At 64.4% G+C, this 21,995-nt stretch carries 16 protein-coding genes and 1 tRNA gene; all 17 read left to right on the top strand.

What is annotated here, in order from left to right:
- Positions 1-43 precede the first annotated feature (43 nt).
- The 17 genes from U0004_RS08250 to epsL all read left to right on the top strand — a co-directional run bounded on the left by U0004_RS08250 (position 44) and on the right by epsL (position 21,992).
- Positions 44-802, top strand: a complete 759-nt coding sequence (locus U0004_RS08250; protein ID WP_070253524.1) for a 3-hydroxyacyl-CoA dehydrogenase — start codon at positions 44-46, stop codon at positions 800-802.
- 84 nt (positions 803-886) lie between these two features.
- On the top strand, positions 887-2,662 hold the full coding sequence (gene ggt, locus U0004_RS08255) for a gamma-glutamyltransferase (protein ID WP_070253525.1): 1,776 nt from the start codon (positions 887-889) through the stop codon (positions 2,660-2,662).
- A gap of 39 nt (positions 2,663-2,701) precedes the next feature.
- Complete coding sequence (locus U0004_RS08260; RefSeq protein WP_034751717.1) at positions 2,702-3,871, top strand: patatin-like phospholipase family protein; 1,170 nt, start codon at positions 2,702-2,704, stop codon at positions 3,869-3,871.
- Between the two features lie 54 nt (positions 3,872-3,925).
- Positions 3,926-8,155: a hybrid sensor histidine kinase/response regulator gene (locus U0004_RS08265; protein WP_231958426.1), complete on the top strand. Its 4,230-nt coding sequence runs from the start codon at positions 3,926-3,928 to the stop codon at positions 8,153-8,155.
- Positions 8,156-8,241: 86 nt separating this feature from the next.
- A complete protein-coding gene (locus tag U0004_RS08270) occupies positions 8,242-8,952 on the top strand; it encodes a response regulator (protein WP_034782102.1) in 711 nt (236 codons plus the stop codon).
- 93 nt (positions 8,953-9,045) lie between these two features.
- Positions 9,046-10,665 (top strand): AMP-binding protein, encoded by a 1,620-nt coding sequence (locus U0004_RS08275; protein WP_070253526.1) that lies wholly within the window; start codon positions 9,046-9,048, stop codon positions 10,663-10,665.
- A complete protein-coding gene (locus tag U0004_RS08280; RefSeq protein ID WP_070253527.1) occupies positions 10,662-13,043 on the top strand; it encodes a bifunctional salicylyl-CoA 5-hydroxylase/oxidoreductase in 2,382 nt (793 codons plus the stop codon). The genes U0004_RS08275 and U0004_RS08280 overlap by 4 nt, the downstream gene beginning before the upstream one ends.
- 1 nt (position 13,044) lies before the next feature.
- The gene (locus U0004_RS08285; protein WP_070253528.1) at positions 13,045-13,833 is read left to right on the top strand and encodes an SDR family NAD(P)-dependent oxidoreductase; all 789 of its coding nucleotides are present in this window, start codon (positions 13,045-13,047) and stop codon (positions 13,831-13,833) included.
- Between the two features lie 13 nt (positions 13,834-13,846).
- On the top strand, positions 13,847-14,359 hold the full coding sequence (locus U0004_RS08290; RefSeq protein ID WP_081345395.1) for a MarR family winged helix-turn-helix transcriptional regulator: 513 nt from the start codon (positions 13,847-13,849) through the stop codon (positions 14,357-14,359).
- 2 nt (positions 14,360-14,361) lie between these two features.
- Positions 14,362-15,216: an enoyl-CoA hydratase family protein gene (locus U0004_RS08295; RefSeq protein ID WP_070253585.1), complete on the top strand. Its 855-nt coding sequence runs from the start codon at positions 14,362-14,364 to the stop codon at positions 15,214-15,216.
- Between the two features lies 1 nt (position 15,217).
- Entirely contained in the window at positions 15,218-16,378 is a 1,161-nt protein-coding gene (locus tag U0004_RS08300) for an acyl-CoA dehydrogenase family protein (protein ID WP_070253530.1), read from the top strand.
- 17 nt (positions 16,379-16,395) lie between these two features.
- The gene (locus tag U0004_RS08305; RefSeq protein ID WP_070253587.1) at positions 16,396-16,788 is read left to right on the top strand and encodes a RidA family protein; all 393 of its coding nucleotides are present in this window, start codon (positions 16,396-16,398) and stop codon (positions 16,786-16,788) included.
- A 122-nt stretch (positions 16,789-16,910) separates the two neighbouring features.
- Positions 16,911-17,645 carry a PEP_CTERM-anchored TLD domain-containing protein gene (locus tag U0004_RS08310; RefSeq protein WP_177885976.1) on the top strand — a complete coding sequence of 245 codons (735 nt, stop codon included), beginning with the start codon at positions 16,911-16,913 and terminating at the stop codon, positions 17,643-17,645.
- Positions 17,646-17,710: 65 nt separating this feature from the next.
- Positions 17,711-17,785 (top strand) — tRNA-Arg (locus U0004_RS08315).
- A gap of 160 nt (positions 17,786-17,945) precedes the next feature.
- Positions 17,946-19,838: an ATP-binding cassette domain-containing protein gene (locus tag U0004_RS08320; RefSeq protein ID WP_034782110.1), complete on the top strand. Its 1,893-nt coding sequence runs from the start codon at positions 17,946-17,948 to the stop codon at positions 19,836-19,838.
- Positions 19,839-19,987: 149 nt separating this feature from the next.
- Positions 19,988-20,677, top strand: coding sequence for a CAAX prenyl protease-related protein (locus U0004_RS08325; RefSeq protein WP_230522482.1), 690 nt, complete (start codon positions 19,988-19,990; stop codon positions 20,675-20,677).
- A gap of 40 nt (positions 20,678-20,717) precedes the next feature.
- Positions 20,718-21,992: an XrtB/PEP-CTERM-associated polysaccharide biosynthesis outer membrane protein EpsL gene (gene epsL, locus U0004_RS08330; RefSeq protein ID WP_070253532.1), complete on the top strand. Its 1,275-nt coding sequence runs from the start codon at positions 20,718-20,720 to the stop codon at positions 21,990-21,992.
- Positions 21,993-21,995 lie beyond the last annotated feature (3 nt).

Below are 21,995 nucleotides of genomic sequence, written 5' to 3' on the forward strand. Positions count from 1 at the left end.
CATCAGGCGCCGGGAACACGGCCCTTATCACTCAGGAGATTTCATGCAGATTCAGGACAATGTATTCATCATCACGGGCGGCGCATCGGGCCTGGGCGCGGCCACGGCGCGCATGCTGACGGCAGCCGGCGGCAAGGTCGTGCTGGCCGACGTGCAGACGGAGGCGGGCCAGGCGCTGGCCGCGGAGTTGAACGGCGTGTTCGTGCAGTGCGACGTGACGTCGGAAGAAGACGGCCTGGCCGTGGTGGCTGCGGCAACCCAACTGGGTACCTTGCGCGGCCTGGTCAACTGCGCCGGCGTGGCGCCGGCCGTGAAAACCGTGGGCAAGGACGGCCCGCATCCGCTGGCCCTGTTCCAGAAGGTTGTCAACATCAACCTGGTGGGTACCTTCAATATGTGCCGCCTGGCGGCCGACGCCATGGCCAAGCAGGATGTCACCGTTGAAGGCGAGCGCGGCGTCATCATCAACACGGCTTCCGTGGCGGCCTACGATGGCCAGATCGGCCAGGCCGCGTATGCGTCGTCGAAGGCGGCCGTGGTGGGACTGACCCTGCCGATGGCGCGTGACCTGTCGCGCAACGGCATCCGCGTGATGACGGTGGCGCCCGGCATTTTCGAAACGCCGATGCTGCTCGGCATGCCGGCCGAAGTGCAGGATGCGCTGGGCAAGATGGTGCCGTTCCCTTCGCGCCTGGGCAAGCCCGGCGAGTACGCGCAACTGGTGAAAGCCATCGTGGAAAACGTCATGCTCAATGGCGAGACGATCCGCCTCGACGGCGCCATCCGCATGCAACCGAAATAAGCCTGGCGTGATTTGATGTAGGATACCCCCGTATGGGGCGTACAGCCTTGCCTGGCTGTGCGCCCTTTTTTTATCGGAGAATCCATGATCACATTGAAGCCGCTGGCGCTGAGCCTGACCTTGCTGGGAGCCCTGGCTGCCAGTCCCGTATTTGCCGAGGTGCCGCAAAAGGCGCCGGAAATCGCTACCGCGTATGCGGAAAAATCGGGTTGGGCAGCGCAGAAATTCATGGTCGCCGCCGCCAATCCGCTGGCCGCCGATGCCGGCTACCAGATGCTGAAAAAGGGCGGCAGCGCCATCGACGCGGCCATCGCCACGCAGTTGGTCCTCACCCTGGTCGAGCCGCAATCGTCGGGCATCGGCGGCGGCGCCTTCCTGCTGTATTCCACGGCCAAGGGCGTGCAGGCCTTCGACGGACGCGAAACGGCGCCTGCTAGCGCCGATGAGCACCTGTTCCAGAATGCGGACGGCAGCCCCGTCTCGCGCGCCACGGGCGTGGTGGGCGGGCGTTCCGTGGGCGCGCCGGGCGTGCTGCGCATGCTGGAACTGGCGCACAAGGAACACGGCAAGCTGCCGTGGGCGACCCTGTTCGGCCCCGCCATCAGGCTGGCGCGCGGCGGCTTTCCCGTCAGCCAGCGCCTCAACGGCCTGTTGAATTGGGACCAGGCCCTGAAGCGCGACCCTGTCGCTGCCGCCTATTTCTATGATAAAGAGGGCAAGGCCTGGCCCGTCGGCCACGTGCTGAAAAACCCGCAGCTGGCGCGCACCCTGCGCGAGATCGCCCGTGGCGGCGCCGACGCTTTTTACCAGGGCCGCATCGCGCGCGACATCGCCGCCAAGGTGGCCTCGCATCCGACCAATCCGGGCAAGCTGACGGCGCAAGATATCTCCGGCTACCGGGCCAAGGTGCGTGAACCCGTCTGCAGCGATTACAAGGCATGGACCGTGTGCGGCATGCCGCCGCCATCGTCGGGCGGCATCGCCATCGCGCAGATGCTGGGCATGCTGGAAGTGAAGGATATCCGGCCGTATGCGCCTGTCGACGGCGTGCTCGATGCGCAAGCGATCCACCTGTTCTCGGAAGCGGGGCGCCTGGCCTACGCGGACCGCAACCGCTACGTGGCCGACACGGACTTCGTGCCGCTGCCGGGCAACGGTATCTCCTCGATGCTCGATAAAGCCTATCTGGCGCAGCGCGCCTCGCTGATCGGCGACAAATCCATGGGCAAGGCCATGCCCGGCACGCCGCCCGGCATGCAGGTGGCGTGGGGCATGGACAACGCCTTGCAGCGCCCGTCGACCTCGCACCTGGTGGCCGTGGACGCTTTTGGGGGCGGCCTGTCGATGACCACCAGCGTGGAAGACGCGTTCGGCTCGCGCCAGATGGTCGACGGCTTTTTGCTGAATAACCAGCTGACGGATTTCTCGTTCGATTCGCGCGACGCGGACGGCCCGATTGCCAACCGGGTCGAGGCGGGCAAGCGTCCGCGCAGCGCCATGTCGCCCACCCTCGTGTTCGAGAAGGGCACGCACAAGCTGGTGCTGGCGACGGGTTCGCCCGGCGGCTCGTCCATCATCAATTATGTGGCCAAGGTCCTGGTCGGCACCATGGACTGGGGGATGAACGTGCAGCAGGCGATCAACCTGCCGAACTTTGGCAGCCGCAACGGCCCGACGGAACTGGAAAAGGGCCGCGCGCCTGCCGCGCAAGTCGAGGCGCTGCAAGCCATGGGCCACGAGGTGCGCGTCATCGAACAGAATTCCGGCTTGCAGGGCATCATGCGCCTGAATGCGCATGGCAAGGATTTCTGGTTTGGCGGCGCGGACCCACGCAGGGAAGGCATGGTGCGCGGCGACTGAAATTTCCACAAAGTATCAAGACCCTGCTAATCTGCCGGCATGGGAATGCAAAATAAAACAGGCTTGATACTGACGGGAGGAGGCGCCCGTGCCGCCTACCAGGTGGGCGTGCTGCAGGCGATTTCAGCGATTCTGTGGGAAGCGGGCTGGGCGCCGGCGCGCAACCCGTTCGACATCATCTGCGGCACCTCGGCCGGCGCCATCAACGCCACGGCGCTGGCCTGCCGCGCGGATAACTTCGGCGAAGGCGTGCAAAAGCTGCTCGACGTGTGGCAGCACATCGAAGTCGAGCAAGTGTATCGGGCCGATTCACTGGGCGTGATCCGCTCGGGCGCGCGCTGGCTGTCGCTGCTGTCGTTCGGCTGGCTGCTGCGCCAGTGGCATGCGTCGCCGCCCAGTTCCCTGCTCGACAATACCCCGCTGGTCAGCCTGCTGCACCGCATGCTCGACTTGCCGCGCCTGGACGCGGCCCTGGCTGACGGCTTGCTGCATGCGCTGGCCGTGACGGCGTCGTCGTATTCGGGCAGCCGCCACATGACGTTTTACCAGACGGCCGAGGATATCGCGCCGTGGGTGCGCACGCAGCGCCTGGCCCTGCCGGACCAGATCGGCGTGGAGCACTTGCTTGCCTCGGCCGCCATCCCCTTCATCTTTCCTGCCGTGCCCCTGTATGTGGGCGGCCAGCGCGAGTACTGCGGCGATGGCTCCATGCGCCAGCTGGCGCCGATCTCGCCGGCGATCCACCTGGGCGCGAACAAGGTGCTGGTGGTGGGCGCCGGGCGCATGACGGAACCGGCGCCCGCCGCGTCCGAGGCGGCGCGCTACCCGAGCCTGGCGCAGATCGCCGGCCATGCGCTGTCGTCGATCTTCCTCGATGGCCTGGCCGTCGACATCGAGCGCCTGAACCGCATCAACCTGACCCTGTCGATGCTGCCGCCCGAATTGCTGGGCAAGACGGCCTTGCGGCCCGTGGAATTGCTGGTCATCGCGCCGTCCGAACGGCTCGACGCCATCGCCAGCCGGCATATCGGCAGTCTGCCCCGTCCCATCCGCACCATGTTGTCGGGAATCGGCGCAGCAGAAGCGCGCGGCGCGGCGCTGGCATCGTATTTATTGTTCGAATCGACGTATACTAACGAGCTGATCCGTCTTGGACAGCGCGATACGCAGGCCCGCAAGGATGATGTCCTGGCGTTCTTTGGTTCCTGAGACGGCCCTTGGAGCGGCGTGCGGGTTTTTCGCGTTTTTTTTGACAGGACGATTGTGCTGGTATTTCGACGTGTTTACGATGTTGCCTTACTGTTAATTCTGCTGCTGGGCGGCCCGGCCGCGGCGGCGCCTGCGCCCACCCTGCGTTTCGACCAGCTCAGCGTCGACCAGGGCCTGGCGCAGGAATCGGTGCTCGCCATCGCCCAGGATCGGCAGGGCTATATGTGGTTCGGCAGCCAGTCTGGCTTGAGCCGCTACGATGGCTACCGCATGGTCGTCTACAAGAATATCGAAGGCGACAAGACCAGCCTGGCCGACAACTGGGTGGGCGAACTGCATGTCGATAGCCAGGGCCAGCTGTGGGTCGGTACCGACAATGGCCTGGACCGCTTCGATGCCGCCAGCCAGACCTTCATCCATTACGTCCCGGCTGAAAAGAGCAAGCGCGGTAACGGCAACCGGCATATCCACGCCATTCTCGAAGATGGCGCGCGCGGCTTCTGGATCGCCACCTCGGACGGCTTGCAGCATTTCGATCCCGCCACGGGCGTCTTCCGTACCTGGCACCATGAAGAGGGAAACCCGCACAGCCTGGGCGACAATGAAATCAAGGCGCTGGCGCTGGACGCGCAGCAGCGTCTGTGGATCGGCACGGTAACGGGCCTGGACATGCTGGCACCGGGCAGCGAGCGCTTCGAGCATTTTGCCGTCGACACGGAGCCCGGCTCGAAGTACAACGTGATCCAGTCGCTGCTGATCGACCGCCAGCAGAACCTGTGGATCGGCACCATGGCCGGCGCCGAGCGCTGGCGCCTGGGCGCCGCCGGCCAGCCGCCGCAGGCAAGAGTGCGCTTCGGTGAGAAAAATGGCTTTTCCGCTATCCGCGTCGCCAGCCTGTACCAGGATGTCGACGCCACTGTCTGGCTGGGCAGCAATGCCGATGGCCTGTTCCGCTGGCTGCCCGAGAGCGACACCTTCCTGCAGTACCGCCACCAGACGGGCGACAAATTCAGCGTCGCCGATAACCAGCTGTCGTCGCTGTACCGCGACCGCGCCGGCACCTTCTGGGTCGGCTCCTGGTACAACGGCGTGAGCCGGGTCGACCTGGGCAGCGGCGGCTTTTCGCGCATGGCGCGCGCGCCCGGCGATGTGGGCGCGCTGGCGGACAAGAAAGTGCGCGCCGTGGCCGACGCGGGCAATGGCAAGCTGTGGCTGGCCACCAAGGGCGGGCTGAAACTGTATGACACGCGCGACGGCAGCTCGCGCCTGTTCGACCTGCGCAGTTCTCCCGGCATGTCGCGCGACGAACAGGTCACCACCCTGTACAAGGCGCCGGACGGCATCCTGTGGGTGGGCGGCTCGACGGGCTTGCACCGCTTCGATCCGGCACTGGGGCGCTTCTTCACCATGCGCTTTGCCGCCGGCGACCCGAACAGCGACACCATCCGCAATATCGTGAGCGACCGCAGCGGCATGCTGTGGGTCTCGACGCGGGGCGGCGTGCACCGCTTCGACCCCGTCACCAAGCGCTTTACCACCTACCGCCACGACCCGGCCAACCCGAACAGCCTGTCCGACAACATGGTGCGGCCCGTGCTGGAAGACGGCAAGGGGCGCCTGTGGATCGGTTCCTTCCACGGTCTGGACTTGCTGGACCGCGCCAGCGGGCACTTCCGCCATTTCCGCCACGATCCGCAAAATCCGCATAGCCTGAGCCACGATGAAGTGCATTTCCTGCACGAAGACAAGCGCGGCGTGCTGTGGGTGGGCACGGCCAATGGCTTGAACCGCATGGACGTCGATGCCAAGGGCGAGATCCGTTTCCGGCGCTTCCTGCGCAAGGATGGCATGGCCGACGACGCCGTCGCCAGCATCCTCGGCGACGACAACGAGCAGCTGTGGCTGAGCACGAATAGCGGCATCACGCGGCTCGACATGCGCAGCGGCCTGTTTCGCAACTACGATAGCGCCGATGGCACGGTGGAAGGCTCGTACTTCGATGGCGCGGCCTTGCGCGCGTCGGACGGGACCATGTATTTCGGCGGCTTCAACGGCATGACGGCGTTCGTGCCGCAGGATATCCACGACAACCGCGTGCCGCCGCTGGTGGCCATCACGGAACTGCAGATCTTCAACAAGCCGGTGGCCATCGGCCGCGGCGAGTTCGCGCACGTGCTCAAGGCGGCCATCGACCACACGCGCAACCTCGTGCTGACCAGCCGCGAAAGCGTCTTTTCGCTGGAATTCGCGGCCCTGCATTTCGCCGCGCCCCAGCGCAACATGTTCGCCTACCGGCTCGAAGGCTTCGACCAGGACTGGGTCATGACGGATGCGGGGCGGCGCTTTGCCACCTATACCAACCTCGATGCCGGCAACTACGTGTTTCGCGTCAAGGCGGCCAACAAGGACGGCGTCTGGAACGAGAGCGGCGCCACCCTGGCCATCACGATCCTGCCGCCGTTCTGGAAAACCTGGTGGTTCCGCACCCTGATGGCGGTGCTGCTGCTGGGCGCCATCTATGGCGCTTACCGCCAGCGCGTGCGCGCGCTGCGGCATCAACAGAATGAACTGGAAAAGCAGGTCAGCGAACGCACGGCCGAGTTGCAGAGCAAGGAAATCGAAGTGCTGGCCCAGTCGGAAAAGCTGGCGCAAGTGAACAGCAGCCTGACGAAAAACGAGGAAAGCCTGCGCCAGGCCAAGCGCAAGGCCGAGGATGCGACGCGCCAGAAGTCGGAATTTTTGGCCAACATGAGCCACGAGATGCGCACGCCGCTGGCCGGCGTGATCGGCATGCTGGGCTTTGCCCTGCGCGACGAGCAGCTGCACGACGCCACGCGCGAGCAGATCCTGCGCGGCCAGGCCAACGCCCAGTCGCTGCTGGTGATCATCAATGACTTGCTCGATTTTTCCAAGATCGAGGCGGGCAAGCTGAGCATCGAAAACATCGACTTCGCGCTCGGCGCGGCGATCGAGACGGTCGTCAGCCTGTTCGAGGAGCAGGCGGCCGCGCGCAGCATCGGTTTCTCCATCGACTTTGCGCCCGACCTGCCGCCCTTCGTGGTGGGCGACCCGACCCGCTTGCGCCAGGTGCTGGTCAACCTGGTCGGCAATGCCTTCAAGTTCACCCAGCGCGGCGGCGTCAGCGTGTGCGTCGAGCGCGCCGGCGTGGCCAGCGGCAGCGGCGGACGCAAGGTCAACCTGATCCGCTTCACCGTCAGCGACAGCGGCATCGGCATCGATGCGGAAGCCATGGCGCGGCTGTTCCAGAAGTTCGAGCAGGCCGACGCCAGCACCACGCGGCGCTACGGCGGCACGGGACTGGGCCTGGCGATCTGCCGCCAGCTGGTCGAACTGATGGATGGCGAGATCGAGGTGGCCAGCACGCCGGGGCAGGGCAGCACGTTTGCCTTCACCTTGCCGCTGGCCGATGGCGTGGCGCCGCCGCTGGTGCCGCAGGTGGCGTTGGCGCCGCACAGCCACCAGTTGCGCGTGCTGTGCGCGGAAGACTTCCCCACCAACCAGATCATCATCCGCGTCATGCTCGAAGAGCTGGGGCACCGGGTCGACGTGGTCGCCAACGGCGTGCTGGCGGTGGCGGCCTGCGTGCATACGCGCTATGACCTGATCCTGATGGACGGGCGCATGCCGGAGATGGATGGGGCGACGGCGACGCGCCTGATCCGCGTGGGCGGCTGGCCGGACCAGCCCGTGCGCGACCAGGAACTGATGATCGTGGCCCTGACGGCGAATGCCAGCGAAGAAGACCGCAGCCGCTATCTCGGTGTCGGCATGGATGATTTCCTCAGCAAGCCCGTGGACGAGGCGGCGCTGCATGGCTTGCTGGCGCGCGCCATCGAGCGCCAGCTGCAGCGCGGCTTCATGTTGCCGCGCATGCCGTCGAACGTGCAGCGCGGCGCGGCGCGGGGGCAGGCCGAACTCGATGCCCTGTTCGGCATCGCGCCGGCGATTCCCGTTCCGGCGCCGTCCCAGTCCATCCGCAGCGGCGAACTGCAACGGCGCATCCGCGTCGCCTTCGTCGCCGACCTGGAGGGACGCCTGCGTGAACTCGATGCCGCCCTGGCGGCGCAGGACAAGGAAAACGCCGGGCGCCTGCTGCACGGTTTGAAGGGCAGCGCCGCCTATCTCGATGAAACGCAGCTGCACATGCTGTGCACGGAAATGGAAGAGGCGGCGGACGGCGGGCGCTGGACGCAAGTGGCCGTGCATTTGCCGCAATTGCGCGCACTGTTGGCGCAAATAGCCGTTTCGGGCAAGGAAATGTAAAATAGGCAATGCCGGCCATCGAGCGCGCGGCGAAACTGGGTAGAATACGGCCAGGCACCTTGACGCTGCCGCCAATGGAGAAAGCAATGAAAGTACTGGTGGTTGACGATGATGTCGTGTCGCGCATGGTATTGATGCATTTGATCGACAGTTGCGGCGTGCACGATATCGTGGAAGCCGAAGATGGCGCGGCTGCGTGGGAGCAGCTCGAAGGCGGCTTGCGTCCGTCGCTGTGCTTCTGCGATTTGCGCATGCCGCGCCTGTCCGGCATGGAGCTGCTGCAGAAAATCCGCTCCGACAGCGCGCTCGATGCCATGCCGCTGGTGCTGGTATCGTCGGCCAATGACCATGACACGGTGCGTGATGCCGTGCAGGCCGGTGCTGCCGGCTATATCGTCAAGCCTTTCCAGCCGGAGCAGGTGCGCCAGCATATCGACGCCTGCTTCGACGTCTCGGCCTTGCCGGCCGAGGCGCCGCGCGACACGTTGCAGCGGCTGGGCATCGACAGCGAACGCCTGCTGGCGTATCTGACGGGCTTCCAGGGGCAGATAGTCGCCGCCGGCGAACAGGTCGATGCCTTGCTGGCACGCGGCGAACCGGCCCAGGCGCGCCAGCAGCTTGAACGGCTGCACCTCGGTTGCCGCACCCTCGGCTTGCATGGCGCGGAAGCGGGCATGATGGCCCTGCTGCAGGCCTCGGTGCTCGATGGCGACCAGATACAAGCGGCCCTGGCCGCGCTGGCGCGCAGCGTGGCGCAGCAGGCGCGTTTGCTGCGGCAGCAGGACGGCGTCGACTGAAATTGCTGTTTTCCGCTTGCTGGAAAAATACTTTAGGTTTAAAGTATCTGCTTCCGGGCCTTGTGCACGCGCCCGCTATCAGCCAGGATGAGCATGAGCAGCGACCCTTCGCCTACCACCGCATCTCCCCAGGACGACTTTGCCCACACGCACTTGCCGCCGCGCGAACTCTGGCCGCAGCTGTGCCTGGACTTGCCCGAGCTGCAGTATCCGCCGCGTCTCAATTGCGTCGCCGCGCTGCTCGATGTGGCCGTGGCCGGTGGCGGTGGCGAGCGCACCGCCATCCTTGCCGACGGCCAGCGCTGGACCTATGCGCAGCTGGCGCGGCAGGTCGACCGCATCGCCCACGCGCTGCGCAGCGACCTGCATCTGATCCCCGGCAACCGCGTGCTGCTGCGCGGTGCGAATACGCCCATGATGGCCGCCTGCCTGCTGGCCGTGCTGAAAGCCGGCTGCATCGCCGTGCCCACCATGCCGCTGCTGCGCGCGCGCGAACTGTCCGCCATCCTGGCCAAGGCGGAAGTGAACGCCGTGCTGTGCGCGCAGGGCTTGCGCGCGGAACTTGACGCGCTGGCATCCCTGCCGCCCATGCTGTGCTTTGGCGCCGACGACACGGAACTGGAGCAGCGCATGGCGGCCTACGATGCGCCATTTGCCGCATGCGACACGGCGGCCGACGACGTCTGCCTGATCAGCTTTACCTCGGGCACGACGGGCGTCCCCAAAGGCACCATGCACATGCACCGCGACCTGCTGGCCATCTGCGACTGCTTTCCCCGCTCCATGCTGCAGGTGCGCGCCGACGATATCTTCATCGGCACGCCGCCGCTGGCGTTCACCTTTGGCCTCGGCGGCTTGCTGCTGTTCCCCCTGCGCTTTGGCGCGGCCACCGTACTGCTGGAAAAACTCACGCCCGACGGCCTGCTGCGCGCCATCGGCGCCTATCAAGCCACGATCTGCTTCACGGCACCTACCTTTTACCGCCAGATGGCGCCTCTGGCGGCCAGCCACGACGTGCGCAGCCTGCGATTGTCCGTGTCGGCCGGCGAGGCGCTGCCGCTGGCCACGCGCGACGCCTGGCAGGCGGCGACGGGCCTGGCCATGACGGACGGCATCGGCGCCACCGAGATGCTGCACATCTTCATTTCCGCCACGGGCGAGGGCATCCGCCGCGGCGCCATCGGCAAGGCGATTCCCGGCTACCAGGCGTGCATCGTCGATGACGCCGGCGTGCCGCAGCCGCCCGGCGTGACGGGCCGCCTGGCCGTGAAAGGCCCCACCGGTTGCCGCTACCTGTCCGACCCGCGCCAGCGCGAGTATGTGCAGAACGGCTGGAACCTGACGGGCGACACCTTCGAGATGGATGCCGACGGCTATTTCTATTACCGCTCGCGCAGCGACGACATGATCGTCTCGGCCGGCTACAACATCGCCGGTCCGGAAGTGGAAGAGGCGCTGCTGCGCCATCCGGCCGTGGCCGAATGCGGCGTGGTCGGGCGCGCCGATGCCGAGCGTGGCCAGATCGTCGAGGCGCACGTGGTGCTGAAGGATGGCTGCCAGGCCAGCGACCTGCTGGCGGCCGAACTGCAGGACTTCGTGCGCCAGCAGATCGCCCCGTATAAATATCCGCGCGCCATCCGTTTCCTGCCTTCCCTGCCGCGCACGGAAACGGGCAAGCTGCAGCGCTTCAAACTTCGCACGGACACTCCATGAATATTGTCTGCATCGGCGGCGGTCCCGCCGGCCTGTATTTCAGCCTGCTCATGAAAAAGCAGAACCCGGATCACCGCATCACCGTCATCGAGCGCAACCGCCCGTACGACACGTTTGGCTGGGGCGTGGTGTTTTCCGACCAGACTCTGGGCAACCTGGCCAATGCGGACGAGCCGACTGCGCGCGCCATCCTGCAGGCGTTCAACCACTGGGACGATATCGAGATCCACTTCAAGGGCGAGACCGTGCGTTCCGGCGGCCATGGCTTTTGCGGCATCGGCCGCAAGCGCCTGCTCAATATCCTGCAGGCGCGCTGCGAGGAACTCGGCGTGCAGCTGGTATTCGAGACGGAGGTGCGGGACGACCAGGCCATCGCGCGCCAGTACGGCGCCGACCTGGTGATCGCCAGCGACGGCTTGAATAGCCGCATCCGCACGCGCTATGCGGCCAGCTACCAGCCGGAAATCGAGCAGCGCCATTGCCGCTTCGTCTGGCTGGGCACGCGCAAGAAATTCGAAGCGTTCACGTTTGCCTTCCGCCAGACGCCACACGGCTGGTTCCAGGCGCATATCTACCAGTATGACGGCGAGACCTCGACCTTTATCGTCGAAACGCCCGAACACGTGTGGCGCGCGGCGGGCCTGGATGCCATGAGCCAGGAAGAGGGCATTGCCTTTTGCGAAGCCCTGTTCGCGGAGGAACTCGACGGCCATGGCCTGCTGAGCAATTCGCCGCACTTGCGCGGTTCGGCCCAGTGGATCACCTTTCCCCGCATCGTCTGCCGGCAATGGGTGCATGTACAGGACGGCGTGCCCGTCGTGCTGATGGGCGACGCGGCCCACACGGCCCATTATTCCATCGGCTCGGGCACCAAGCTGGCGCTGGAAGACGCCATCGAGCTGGCGCGCTGCTTCGACCAGCATGCCGAGACGGCTGCGGCGCTGGCCGCCTACCAGCAGCTGCGCGCCATCGAGGTGCTGAAAATCCAGAGCGCGGCGCGCAATTCCATGGAGTGGTTTGAAAACGTCGAGCGCTACAGCGCCATGGAAGCGCCGCAGTTCGCCTATTCCATGCTCACGCGCAGCCAGCGCATCTCGCATGAAAACCTGCGCCTGCGCGACCCTGCCTACGTGGCCGGCTATGAACAATGGCTGGCGCGGCGCGCGGGCGAGCAGGCTGGCGTGGAGATGCGGGACGAGGCTTTGCCGCCCATGCTCACGCCCTTCCGCCTGCGCGACGTGCTGCTGAAAAACCGCATCGCTGTCTCGCCGATGGCGCAGTACAGCGCCGTCGATGGCGTGGCGGGCGACTACCATCTGATGCACCTGGGCGCGCGCGCCATGGGCGGCGCGGGGCTCGTGTTTGCCGAGATGACGTGCGTGTCGGCCGATGCGCGCATCACGCCCGCCTGTCCCGGCATGTACAGCGAAGCGCATACGCAAGCCTGGCGCCGCATCGTCGATTTCGTGCATGCGAACAGCGATGCGAAGATTGCCCTGCAGCTGGGCCACGCGGGGCCGAAAGGCTCGACGCGGCCCATGTGGGATGGCATCGATCTGCCCTTGAAAGAGGATAACTGGACGCTGCTGGCGGCGTCGGAACAGCAGTATCTGGCGGGCGTGTCGCAGGTGGCGCGGGCGGCCACGGAAAGCGACCTGGCGCGTATCGAGCAGGATTTCGTGCGCGCCACCCTGGCTGCGGCCGTCGCCGGTTTCGACTGGCTGGAACTGCATTGCGCGCATGGCTATTTGCTGTCGAGTTTTATTTCGCCGCTGACCAACCGCCGCGCGGACGAATATGGCGGCAGCCTGGAAAACCGCTGCCGCTATCCGCTGCGCGTGTTCCGCGCCATGCGCGCCGCCTGGCCGCAGGATAAACCCATGAGCGTGCGCATCTCGGCCCACGACTGGGTCGAAGGCGGCATCACGCCCGACGATGCGGTGCGCATCGCGCGCCTGTTCAAGCAGGCAGGCGCCGACCTGATCGACTGTTCCTCGGGCCAGGTCAGCAAGCTCGAACAGCCCGTGTACGGGCGCATGTTCCAGGCGCCGTTTGCCGACCGCGTGCGCAACGAGGCGGGCATCGCCAGCATGGCCGTCGGCTCGATCTTCGAAGCGGACCATGCCAACAGCATCATCGCCGCAGGGCGCGCCGACCTGTGCGCCGTGGGCCGGCCGCACCTGGCCAACCCCGCCTGGACCCTGACGGAAATGGCGCGCATCGGCTACGGCGGCGCTGGCGCCGGAGCGGCTTGGCCGAAACAGTACCGTCCGGGCCAGCAGCAGCTGGAACGCAATCTGCAGCGCGAGCGCCAGCTGGCCGCCGCCAGCACGGGCCTCACCCCGCAACAGGTGGCCGCGCGGCTGCTGGAAGGATGACATGAAGACGCAAGCGATAATCGACAAGCATGCGCTGGTGACGGGCGCCGGCAGCGGCATCGGCCTGGCCTGCGCGCGCGCCTTGCTGGACGCGGGCGCCAGGGTGACCTTGGCCGGGCGCGACGGCGCGCGGCTGGCGCGCGCGCGCATGCAGCTGGAAGAGGAGGGCCATGCGGGCAGGGTCGCCATCTGCGTGCTTGACGTGGCCGTGGAAGCGTCCGTGCAGGCGGGCTTCGCGCAGGCTGCCGCGCATTTCGGCCGCATCGATATCTTGATCAATAACGCGGGCCAGGCGCATGCGGCGCCCTTCGGCAAGACGGACGCGGCCATCTGGCAGCAGATGCTGGCCGTGAATCTGACGGGCGTGTTCCACTGCTGCCAGGCGGCCATGCCGGCCATGCTGGAAGCGGGCTGGGGGCGCATCGTCAACGTGGCGTCGACGGCGGGCTTGAAAGGCTATCGCTATGTCAGCGCCTATGTCGCCGCCAAGCATGGCGTGATCGGTCTGACGCGCGCGCTGGCGCTGGAAGTGGCGCCGCGCGGCGTCACCGTCAATGCCGTCTGCCCCGGCTACACTGAAACGGACATGGTGGCGCAGGCCGTGCAAAACATCGTGCGCAAGACGGGGCGCGGCGAAGACGCGGCGCGCGCGGAACTGGCGGCCGGCAATCCGCAGCAGCGGCTGGTGCAGCCACGGGAAGTGGCCGATGCGGTAGCGTGGCTCTGCCTGCCCGCGTCGGCCGCCATGAATGGACAATCGATCGCCGTCGCCGGCGGCGAAGTCATGTAACTGAATGAAGACCATGGATAAAGAAACCGAGAACGTACCGGAAGAACCCGTGCTGGACCTGGCGAGCCGGCTGACGCAGGACCACCACCAGTCGCTCAAGCTGTGGCTGCGCATGCTCTCGTGCACGGTCAAGATTGAAAACGAGGTGCGCACGCGCTTGCGCGCCACCTTCGGCATCACCTTGCCCCGTTTCGACTTGATGGCGCAGCTCGAACGCTTTCCCGATGGCTTGCGCATGGGCGAACTGTCCAAGCGCATGATGGTCACGGGCGGCAATATCACGGGCATCACCGACCAGCTGGAGCAGGAAAAACTGGTGGCGCGCGTGGTCGATCCGAAGGACCGCCGCTCGTACAGCGTCAAGCTGACGCCGGCCGGCCGGCGCGCGTTCGACGAGATGGCGCGCGTGCACGAAGGCTGGATCGCGGAACTGCTGCACGGCGTGACGCCGGACGACAAAAACCAATTGATCGACCTGCTGTCGCACATGAAGCAGCAGTTGAATAACACTTCCCTCAAGGATTGACCATGCGCCATCTACCCGGCCAGCCGCAAGACCTGCCAGGCAACCGCGCCAGCCTGGCTGGCTACGCCGCGCGGCATTTCCTGTTTTCCGTCGACGCAGGCGTCGCCACCCTGACCCTGCACCGTCCCGAGCGCAAGAATCCGCTCACTTTTGACTCGTATGCGGAGTTGCGCGAGCTGTTTCGCGCGCTGGCGCATGCGGACGACGTCAAGGCCGTGGTCATCACGGGCAGCGGTGGCAATTTCTGCTCGGGCGGCGACGTGCACGACATCATCGGCCCCCTGACGCAGCTCGACATGCCCGGCCTGCTGGCGTTTACCCGCATGACGGGCGACGTGGTGAAAGCCATGCGCGCCTGCCCGCAGCCCATCATCGCCGCCATCGACGGCATTTGCGCGGGCGCCGGCGCCATGCTGGCGCTGGCTTCCGATATCCGCATCGGCACGGCGCGCAGCAAGACGGCTTTCCTGTTTACCCGCGTGGGCCTGGCCGGCTGCGACATGGGCGCCTGCGCCTTGCTGCCGCGCGTGATCGGCCAGGGCCGCGCCGCCGAGCTGCTGTATACGGGACGCTCCTTGCCAGGGGCGGAGGGCGAACGCTGGGGCTGGCTCAACCGCCTGGTCGAGCCGGAAGAGCTGGCGCAGGCGGCGCAGCTGTTCGCCGCCGGCCTGGCCAGCGGTCCCACGTTTGCGCACGGCATGACGAAAAAAATGCTGCAGCAGGAATGGAACATGGGTGTCGATGAAGCCATCGAAGCGGAAGCGCAGGCGCAAGCCATTTGCATGGCCACCAACGATTTCCACCGCGCCTATCACGCCTTCGTGGCGAAAGAAACACCGCAATTCGAGGGCGATTAAGATGCAATATACACGCGATACGACTTACCTGGACTGGCCGTTTTTCGAAGCGCGGCATGCCGAGCTTGAGTCTGAGCTCGATGCCTGGGCGACGCAGCACCTGGACGATGCCCATGGCAGCGATGTCGATGCGGCCTGTCGCGCGCTGGTGGCGCAGCTGGGGCAGGGCGGCTGGCTGGCGCATGCCACGGGTATCGACGGCAAGATCGATACGCGCGCCATTTGCCTGATGCGCGAAACCCTGGCGCGCCATAACGGCCTGGCCGATTTCGCCTTTGCCATGCAGGGACTCGGTTCGGGCGCCATCGGCCTGTTCGGTAGCGCGCAAAACAAGGCGCGCTATTTGCCGGACGTGGCCAGCGGCAAGCGCATCGCCGCCTTTGCCCTGTCCGAGCCGCAGGCCGGGTCGGACGTGGCGGCCATGGCGTGCGCGGCGCGCCGCGATGGCGACGAGTATGTGCTCGATGGCGAAAAGACGTGGATATCGAACGGCGGCATCGCCGACTTTTACGTGGTGTTCGCCCGCACGGGCGAGGCGCCGGGCGCGCGCGGCATCAGCGCCTTCATCGTCGATGCCGACAATCCCGGGCTGGAAATCGCCGAGCGCATCGCCGTCATTGCGCCGCATCCGCTGGCGCGCCTGCGCTTTGCCAATTGCCGCGTGCCCGTGTCGCAGCGCCTGGGAGAGGCGGGGCAGGGCTTCAAGGTGGCGATGGCGACACTCGACGTGTTCCGCACCTCGGTCGCCGCCGCAGCGCTGGGCTTTGCGCGGCGCGCGTTCGACGAAGCGCTGCGCCACGCGACAAAGCGCCAGATGTTTGGCCAGACCCTGGCGGACTTTCAGCTGACGCAGGCAAAATTGGCGCAGATGGCCACCGGCATCGACGCGGCCGCGCTGCTCACCTACCGCGCCGCCTGGCAGCGCGACCAGGGCCGCAAGGTGACGAAGGAGGCGGCCATGGCCAAGCTGACGGCCACGGAAACGGCGCAGCAGGTGATCGACGCGGCCGTGCAACTGTTTGGCGGCATGGGCGTGGTCAGCGGGCATCCGGTCGAGCGCCTGTACCGCGAAATCCGCGCCTTGCGCATCTATGAGGGCGCCAGCGAAGTACAGCAACTGATCATCGCGCGCGAACTGCTGCGCGAGGCAGCGGACGCATGAACAACGAGGAAAACAATATGCAAGTGTTACAACCACCGGGATGGGCCAGGCCGCGCGGCTATGCGAATGGCATTGCCGCCAGCGGGCGCACGGTGTACGTCAGCGGCATGATAGGCTGGGATGCGCAGGGCCAGTTCCACACGGACGATTTTGCGGCACAGGTGCGCCAGGCCTTGCAGAATATCGTCGCCGTGCTGGCCGAGGCGGGCGCCTTGCCCGAGCACATCGTGCGCATGAACTGGTATGTACTGGACAAGAAGGAATATGTGGCGGCATATCCACAAATCGGCCTTGCCTACCGCGAGCTGATCGGCAAGCATTTTCCGGCCATGACAGCGGTGCAGGTGGCGGGACTGATCGAAGACAGGGCGAAGGTCGAGATCGAGGTGACGGCGGTGCTGCCTGACTGAATTTCTGCTATGAAATATTGCGTATCGGCATCTAAATAATAAATATAAAAACATTATCTATCGTGTTATATTTGGCAACCGGAACATAGACCGGTTTTAAATACTGACAGTCGAGGTAGAGGATGCGCAATAATTTCAGAACGGCAAGAAGTGTGGTGCTGGCCGTGGCCAGTATGGGTTTTTGCCTGGGCGCGCAGGCGGGGCCCGGTACGTCGCTATTGTCCCCCGGCTATCAGGCGCAACTGGAAACCTGGCTCGGTGAAGGCAATCTGGCGCTGACGAACATTTACAGCAAGGCAGCGGGCGACACTTCGCTGGACTTTCACAAGGCATCCGATGGCAAGGGACGCACCTTTTCCGTCATGGAGGCCACGAATTCATCGGGCAAGACGTGGCTGGTGGGCGGCTACAATCCACAGAGCTGGAGCTCCACCGATGGCATGCATGTCACCATGGATGACAGCCAACGCACGGCCTTCCTGTTCAATCTGACTGCCGGCTTCAGGCTGCAGCAACTGCCGCAGTATTTCAACGGTGACGGTATCGGCAAGGACCAGACCTACAATCAGTCCAATTATGGCCCGACATTTGGCTACGGGCATGATTTGTATGTGCCGCAAGACCTCACGCATGGCGGCAGTTCTTTCTTGTATACCTATAACTACCCTGGACAGTCATTGACAGGCCTCAGTTTGCTCGATGGCTCCACGTGGCATGGCAACGATGTGACCTTCGGCGCCATCCAGGTATTTGCCATCAGCGCCGTACCGGAGCCGGCCACCTATGGACTGCTTCTGGCAGGATTGCTTGTGTTGCTGGTGCGCCAGCGCGGCAGGGCTACGGCACGCGTTGCCTGAAGTGGCACCGCCCGCTTGCCAGGCTGTTAATGGCAGGCGCTTGCCTGTATAATGCCGCTGCGCGTGTCGCCATCGTACAATGGATAGTACAAGGTCCTCCTAAGACTTAAATGCAGGTTCGATTCCTGCTGGCGACACCACATTCCACGCAACGCGCGCCGGTGGCCTGAGTTTATGCTGGCCGCAATGCACTGGTGGTGCCGAGTTGTCGGTACAATGCGTGCTTCATTCATCTAATCGGCGGCTGTTTGGCGCACCACGCGGTGCGCGCGAGGCGGCGCCCGAGCACTCTTACTCATTATGGCTGTCATTTCTCTTTCATCGGCGCAACTTGCGTTCGGTCACGTCGCGCTGCTCGATCACGCGGAATTTTCACTGGAAACCTCGGAGCGGGTCGGCTTGATTGGCCGCAACGGCACGGGCAAATCGTCGCTGTTGAAGGTTATTTCGGGCAAGTTCAAGCTCGATGACGGCTTGTTGGTCATGCAGCAAGGCATCAAGATCGCCTATGTGGAGCAGGAACCGCAATTCGACCCGGACATGTCCGTGTTCGACGCCGTCGCTTCCGGCATGGGCGAATCGCAGGCGTGGCTGAAGGAATACGATGCGCTGACGGGCCAGTTTGGCCAGGGTAATGACGACGAACTGATGGAACGCATGCACGACATCCAGGTCAAACTCGATGCGGCCGATGCGTGGAGCTTGCCGAACAAGGTGGAAACCGTACTCGACCGTTTGAACCTGACGGGCGACATGCTGATGAAAACCCTGTCCGGCGGGATGCAAAAGCGCGTGGCGCTGGCGCGCGCGCTGGTCTCGGCACCCGACGTGCTGCTGCTCGATGAGCCGACCAACCATCTGGACTTCAGCTCCATCCTGTGGCTGGAAGGCTTGTTGCGCGACTTCAAGGGTAGCGTGCTGTTCATTACCCATGACCGCTCCTTCCTCGACAATGTCGCCACGCGCATCATCGAGCTCGACCGCGGCCGTTTGCTGTCGTACCCGGGCAACTTCACGGCTTACCAGACCCGCAAGGCGGAGCAGCTGGAAATCGAGGAAGTGGAAAATGCCAAGTTCGACAAGTTCCTGGCGCAGGAAGAAGTGTGGATACGCAAGGGCGTCAAGGCCCGCCGCGTGCGCGACGAAGGCCGCGTGCGCCGCCTGGAAGCACTGCGTCTGACGCGCAATGCGCGCCGCGAACAGCAGGGACAGGTCAAGCTGGACGTATCGGCCGGCGAACGCTCGGGCAAGATCGTGGCGGACCTGGAAAACGTCTCGAAGATCTATGGCGACAAGGTCATCGTCAAGGATTTCAGCGCCACCATCCTGCGCGGCGACAAGGTCGGCCTGATCGGCGCCAACGGCGCCGGCAAGACCACCTTGCTGAAGATGATCCTGGGCCAGGAAGAGTCGGACACGGGCACCATCCGCCTGGGCACCAAGCTGCAAGTGGCGTACTTCGACCAGATGCGCACGCAGCTGAACGAAGAGGCAAACCTGATGGAAACCATCGCGCCAGGCAGCGACTGGGTCGAGATCAATGGCCAGCGCCGTCACGTGATGACCTACCTGAACGATTTCCTGTTCGCGCCGGAGCGTGCCCGTTCGCCCGTCAAGTCGCTGTCCGGTGGCGAGCGCAACCGTTTGCTGCTGGCGCGCCTGTTCGCCAAGCCGGCCAACGTGCTGGTGCTCGATGAGCCGACCAATGACTTGGATATCGATACCCTGGAGTTGCTGGAAGAGTTGCTGGAAGAATACACGGGCACTGTTTTCCTTGTCAGCCATGACCGCACCTTCCTCGACAACGTGGTCACGCAAGTGATCGTTGCCGAAGGCGAGGGCAAGTGGCGCGAATTCGTCGGCGGCTACACGGACTGGGAGCGCGTGCGCACCTTGCCGATCGCCACGGCGCCCGCCAGCAAGCCGGCCGTGAAGGTCGAGGCTGCCGCGCCGGCCGCCAAGCAGAAAAAGCTCAGCTACAAGGAACAGCGCGAGCTGGAAGAGTTGCCGAAACTGATCGCCAAGCTGGAAGACGAGCAATCGGTGCTGGCCGCCGAGCTGTCGCACCCGGACTTCTACAAGAAGACGCCGGCCGAAGGCAAACGCCTGAATGCGCGCGTGGCCGAGATCGAAGGCGAACTGCTGGAAGCGCTGGAAAAGTGGGAACAGATCGAGGCGCGCGCCAACGGTTGATTGTTTTCCACCTCTCCTGTTGTAATTAAGTTAGGATTATTTGCCACGGCAACGGTTCAGCTTGATATAATTATATAATTATATTTTTTACATCGGGGGATGCATGTTTGTTATTAAAAGCACGCGCTCCGGACCACGGCGTCCGGCGCGTGGTTCCGCCTCCAGTGCGCATCAGCATGTTTGACCGCGCCGCCTTGCCCCGGGTAGCGCCATTCCTCGCCTACCTTTCCTTCATCTTCATCGCCGACATGCTGGGCCGGCTCGGCTTTGCCGCGCAGGACCTGCGCTGGCTGTATGCCGTCAAGATCGGCGTCGTACTGGGCATGCTGCTGTACTGGCGCCGCAGCTATACGGAATTGGCCAGGGTGCCATTGGGCGCGCGCGCGCTGGCCGTGGCGCTGGTGACCGGCATTGTTGTTTTCTTGCTGTGGATCAACCTCGATGCGGGCTGGATGACGATCGGCAGTGCCGACGGCTTCGACCCCCGCAATGAGGGGCGGATCGAGTGGAGCCTGGTGGCCGTGCGCATCGCCGGCGCCGCCTTGGTGGTGCCCGTGATGGAAGAGCTGTTCTGGCGCTCCTTCCTGCTGCGCTGGATCGATGCCCCTGATTTCCTGAAATTCCAGCCACGCCTGGCCAGTGCCAAGGCGTTTGTCATCAGCGTCGTGTTGTTTGGCTTTGAACATAATTTGTGGCTGGCGGGCATTGTTGCCGGTGCCGCCTATACACTGCTTTATATGCGCAGTCAGTCATTGTGGTCGCCCATCCTGGCGCACGGCGTCACGAATGGCGTACTGGGTCTCTGGATTGTTTCCGGTGGATACTGGACTTACTGGTAATATTGCCAATCAACTGTTTGCTCTATCAAAGAGAATACCTATGTTGAATTCCCCGCAAAAAAAAGATGTCGATGACAGTTACCGTCTTGCTGCTGCATCACGCCGTTTTCCGGCTGCATCAGCATTGCGTGCCGGTTGTTTATTGTTGCTGGGAAGCATGGCCAGCCCGGCCGCTCTTGCCTCATGGAGCGACACGATTTTCCCATTCCTGGCCACGTCATATTCGTATGATGACAACCTTTTGCGTCTTGACGACAACACGCCTGGCTACACTGGGCCCCGTTCCGATACTTCGCGCCAGATCCAGGCCGGCTTTCTGTTCAACCGGCCGATTGGACGCCAGGTGCTGAGCGGACAAGCCAAGTGGTCGCGGGTATCGTTCCAGCATTTCGATGACTTGAACTATAACGGCAAGGATTTGCAGGCCGACCTGGAGTGGCATATTGGCAATCACCTGGATGGCCATGCGGGAGCGACCTATTCGGAGACCCTGACGCCATTCAGCGACTTTCAAACCACAGGTACGGATCGCAATATGCGTACGCGGCACAGGACCTACCTCGACGGCGGCTGGCTGTTTCATCCGAGCTGGCGCCTGCGCGGTGGCGTTAGCCGCGAGCGCTATTACTATGACCTTTCACGCCTCAGTTATGCGAATCGCGTCGAGGATGCGAGCGAACTGGGGCTCGATTACCTGGCTTCGAGCGGCAGCAAGATCGGGGTGCAGCTGCGGCACTTGAAGGGCAATTATCCGAATCGTCTTGCCGGTTCGCAATTTAGCCTGGTGGATGGTTATACCCAGGACGAGGTGAAGGCGAATATCTATTGGCGCTACAGCCAGGTGACGCAGGTGCAGTTGCTCGCCGGCTGGGTCCGGCGCGGCTATGCCTCCTTTTCGGGACGTGATTCGAAAGGCGCGAACGGACGCCTGATCGTCAATTGGGCACCGCTGGGGAAAGTGCGCTTTACGGGCAACTTATGGCACGAATTTGGCGCGGTGGAAAGCGCGCTGGTATCGAGCAGCCTGAATAACGGCGCCAGCGTGGCCGCTGCATGGGATATTTCGTCGAAGGTGCGCATGGATGCCGAAGTGCGGCGCCAGAAACGCGATTTTTCCGCTGCCAGCGGGCTGGTCTTTCCTGTTGATGTCACGGACTCCACACATACGGAGTCGTTGGGGCTGACCTATGCGCCGCGGCCGAATATCCAGCTGGGCTTGAATGCCTTCCGCGATACCCGCAAGGGCGCCCCTATTATTAATACAGGCAGCTACCGCGCCAAAGGCGTTTCCTTCAGCGCCAGTGTTCAGTTCTGAGTG

The organism is Janthinobacterium lividum, assembly GCF_034424625.1.
Taxonomy (GTDB): Bacteria; Pseudomonadota; Gammaproteobacteria; order Burkholderiales; family Burkholderiaceae_D; genus Janthinobacterium; species Janthinobacterium lividum.

Excerpts from the sequence above, each read along its gene's own strand:
- U0004_RS08250 (WP_070253524.1), top strand. The coding sequence starts at position 44 with ATGCAGATTCAGGACAATGTATTCATCATCACGGGCGGCGCATCGGGC.
- ggt (WP_070253525.1), top strand. The coding sequence starts at position 887 with ATGATCACATTGAAGCCGCTGGCGCTGAGCCTGACCTTGCTGGGAGCC.
- U0004_RS08260 (WP_034751717.1), top strand. The coding sequence starts at position 2,702 with ATGGGAATGCAAAATAAAACAGGCTTGATACTGACGGGAGGAGGCGCC.
- U0004_RS08270 (WP_034782102.1), top strand. The coding sequence starts at position 8,242 with ATGAAAGTACTGGTGGTTGACGATGATGTCGTGTCGCGCATGGTATTG.
- U0004_RS08275 (WP_070253526.1), top strand. The coding sequence starts at position 9,046 with ATGAGCAGCGACCCTTCGCCTACCACCGCATCTCCCCAGGACGACTTT.
- U0004_RS08280 (WP_070253527.1), top strand. The coding sequence starts at position 10,662 with ATGAATATTGTCTGCATCGGCGGCGGTCCCGCCGGCCTGTATTTCAGC.
- U0004_RS08285 (WP_070253528.1), top strand. The coding sequence starts at position 13,045 with ATGAAGACGCAAGCGATAATCGACAAGCATGCGCTGGTGACGGGCGCC.
- U0004_RS08290 (WP_081345395.1), top strand. The coding sequence starts at position 13,847 with ATGGATAAAGAAACCGAGAACGTACCGGAAGAACCCGTGCTGGACCTG.
- U0004_RS08295 (WP_070253585.1), top strand. The coding sequence starts at position 14,362 with ATGCGCCATCTACCCGGCCAGCCGCAAGACCTGCCAGGCAACCGCGCC.
- U0004_RS08300 (WP_070253530.1), top strand. The coding sequence starts at position 15,218 with ATGCAATATACACGCGATACGACTTACCTGGACTGGCCGTTTTTCGAA.
- U0004_RS08305 (WP_070253587.1), top strand. The coding sequence starts at position 16,396 with ATGCAAGTGTTACAACCACCGGGATGGGCCAGGCCGCGCGGCTATGCG.
- U0004_RS08310 (WP_177885976.1), top strand. The coding sequence starts at position 16,911 with ATGCGCAATAATTTCAGAACGGCAAGAAGTGTGGTGCTGGCCGTGGCC.
- U0004_RS08320 (WP_034782110.1), top strand. The coding sequence starts at position 17,946 with ATGGCTGTCATTTCTCTTTCATCGGCGCAACTTGCGTTCGGTCACGTC.
- epsL (WP_070253532.1), top strand. The coding sequence starts at position 20,718 with ATGTTGAATTCCCCGCAAAAAAAAGATGTCGATGACAGTTACCGTCTT.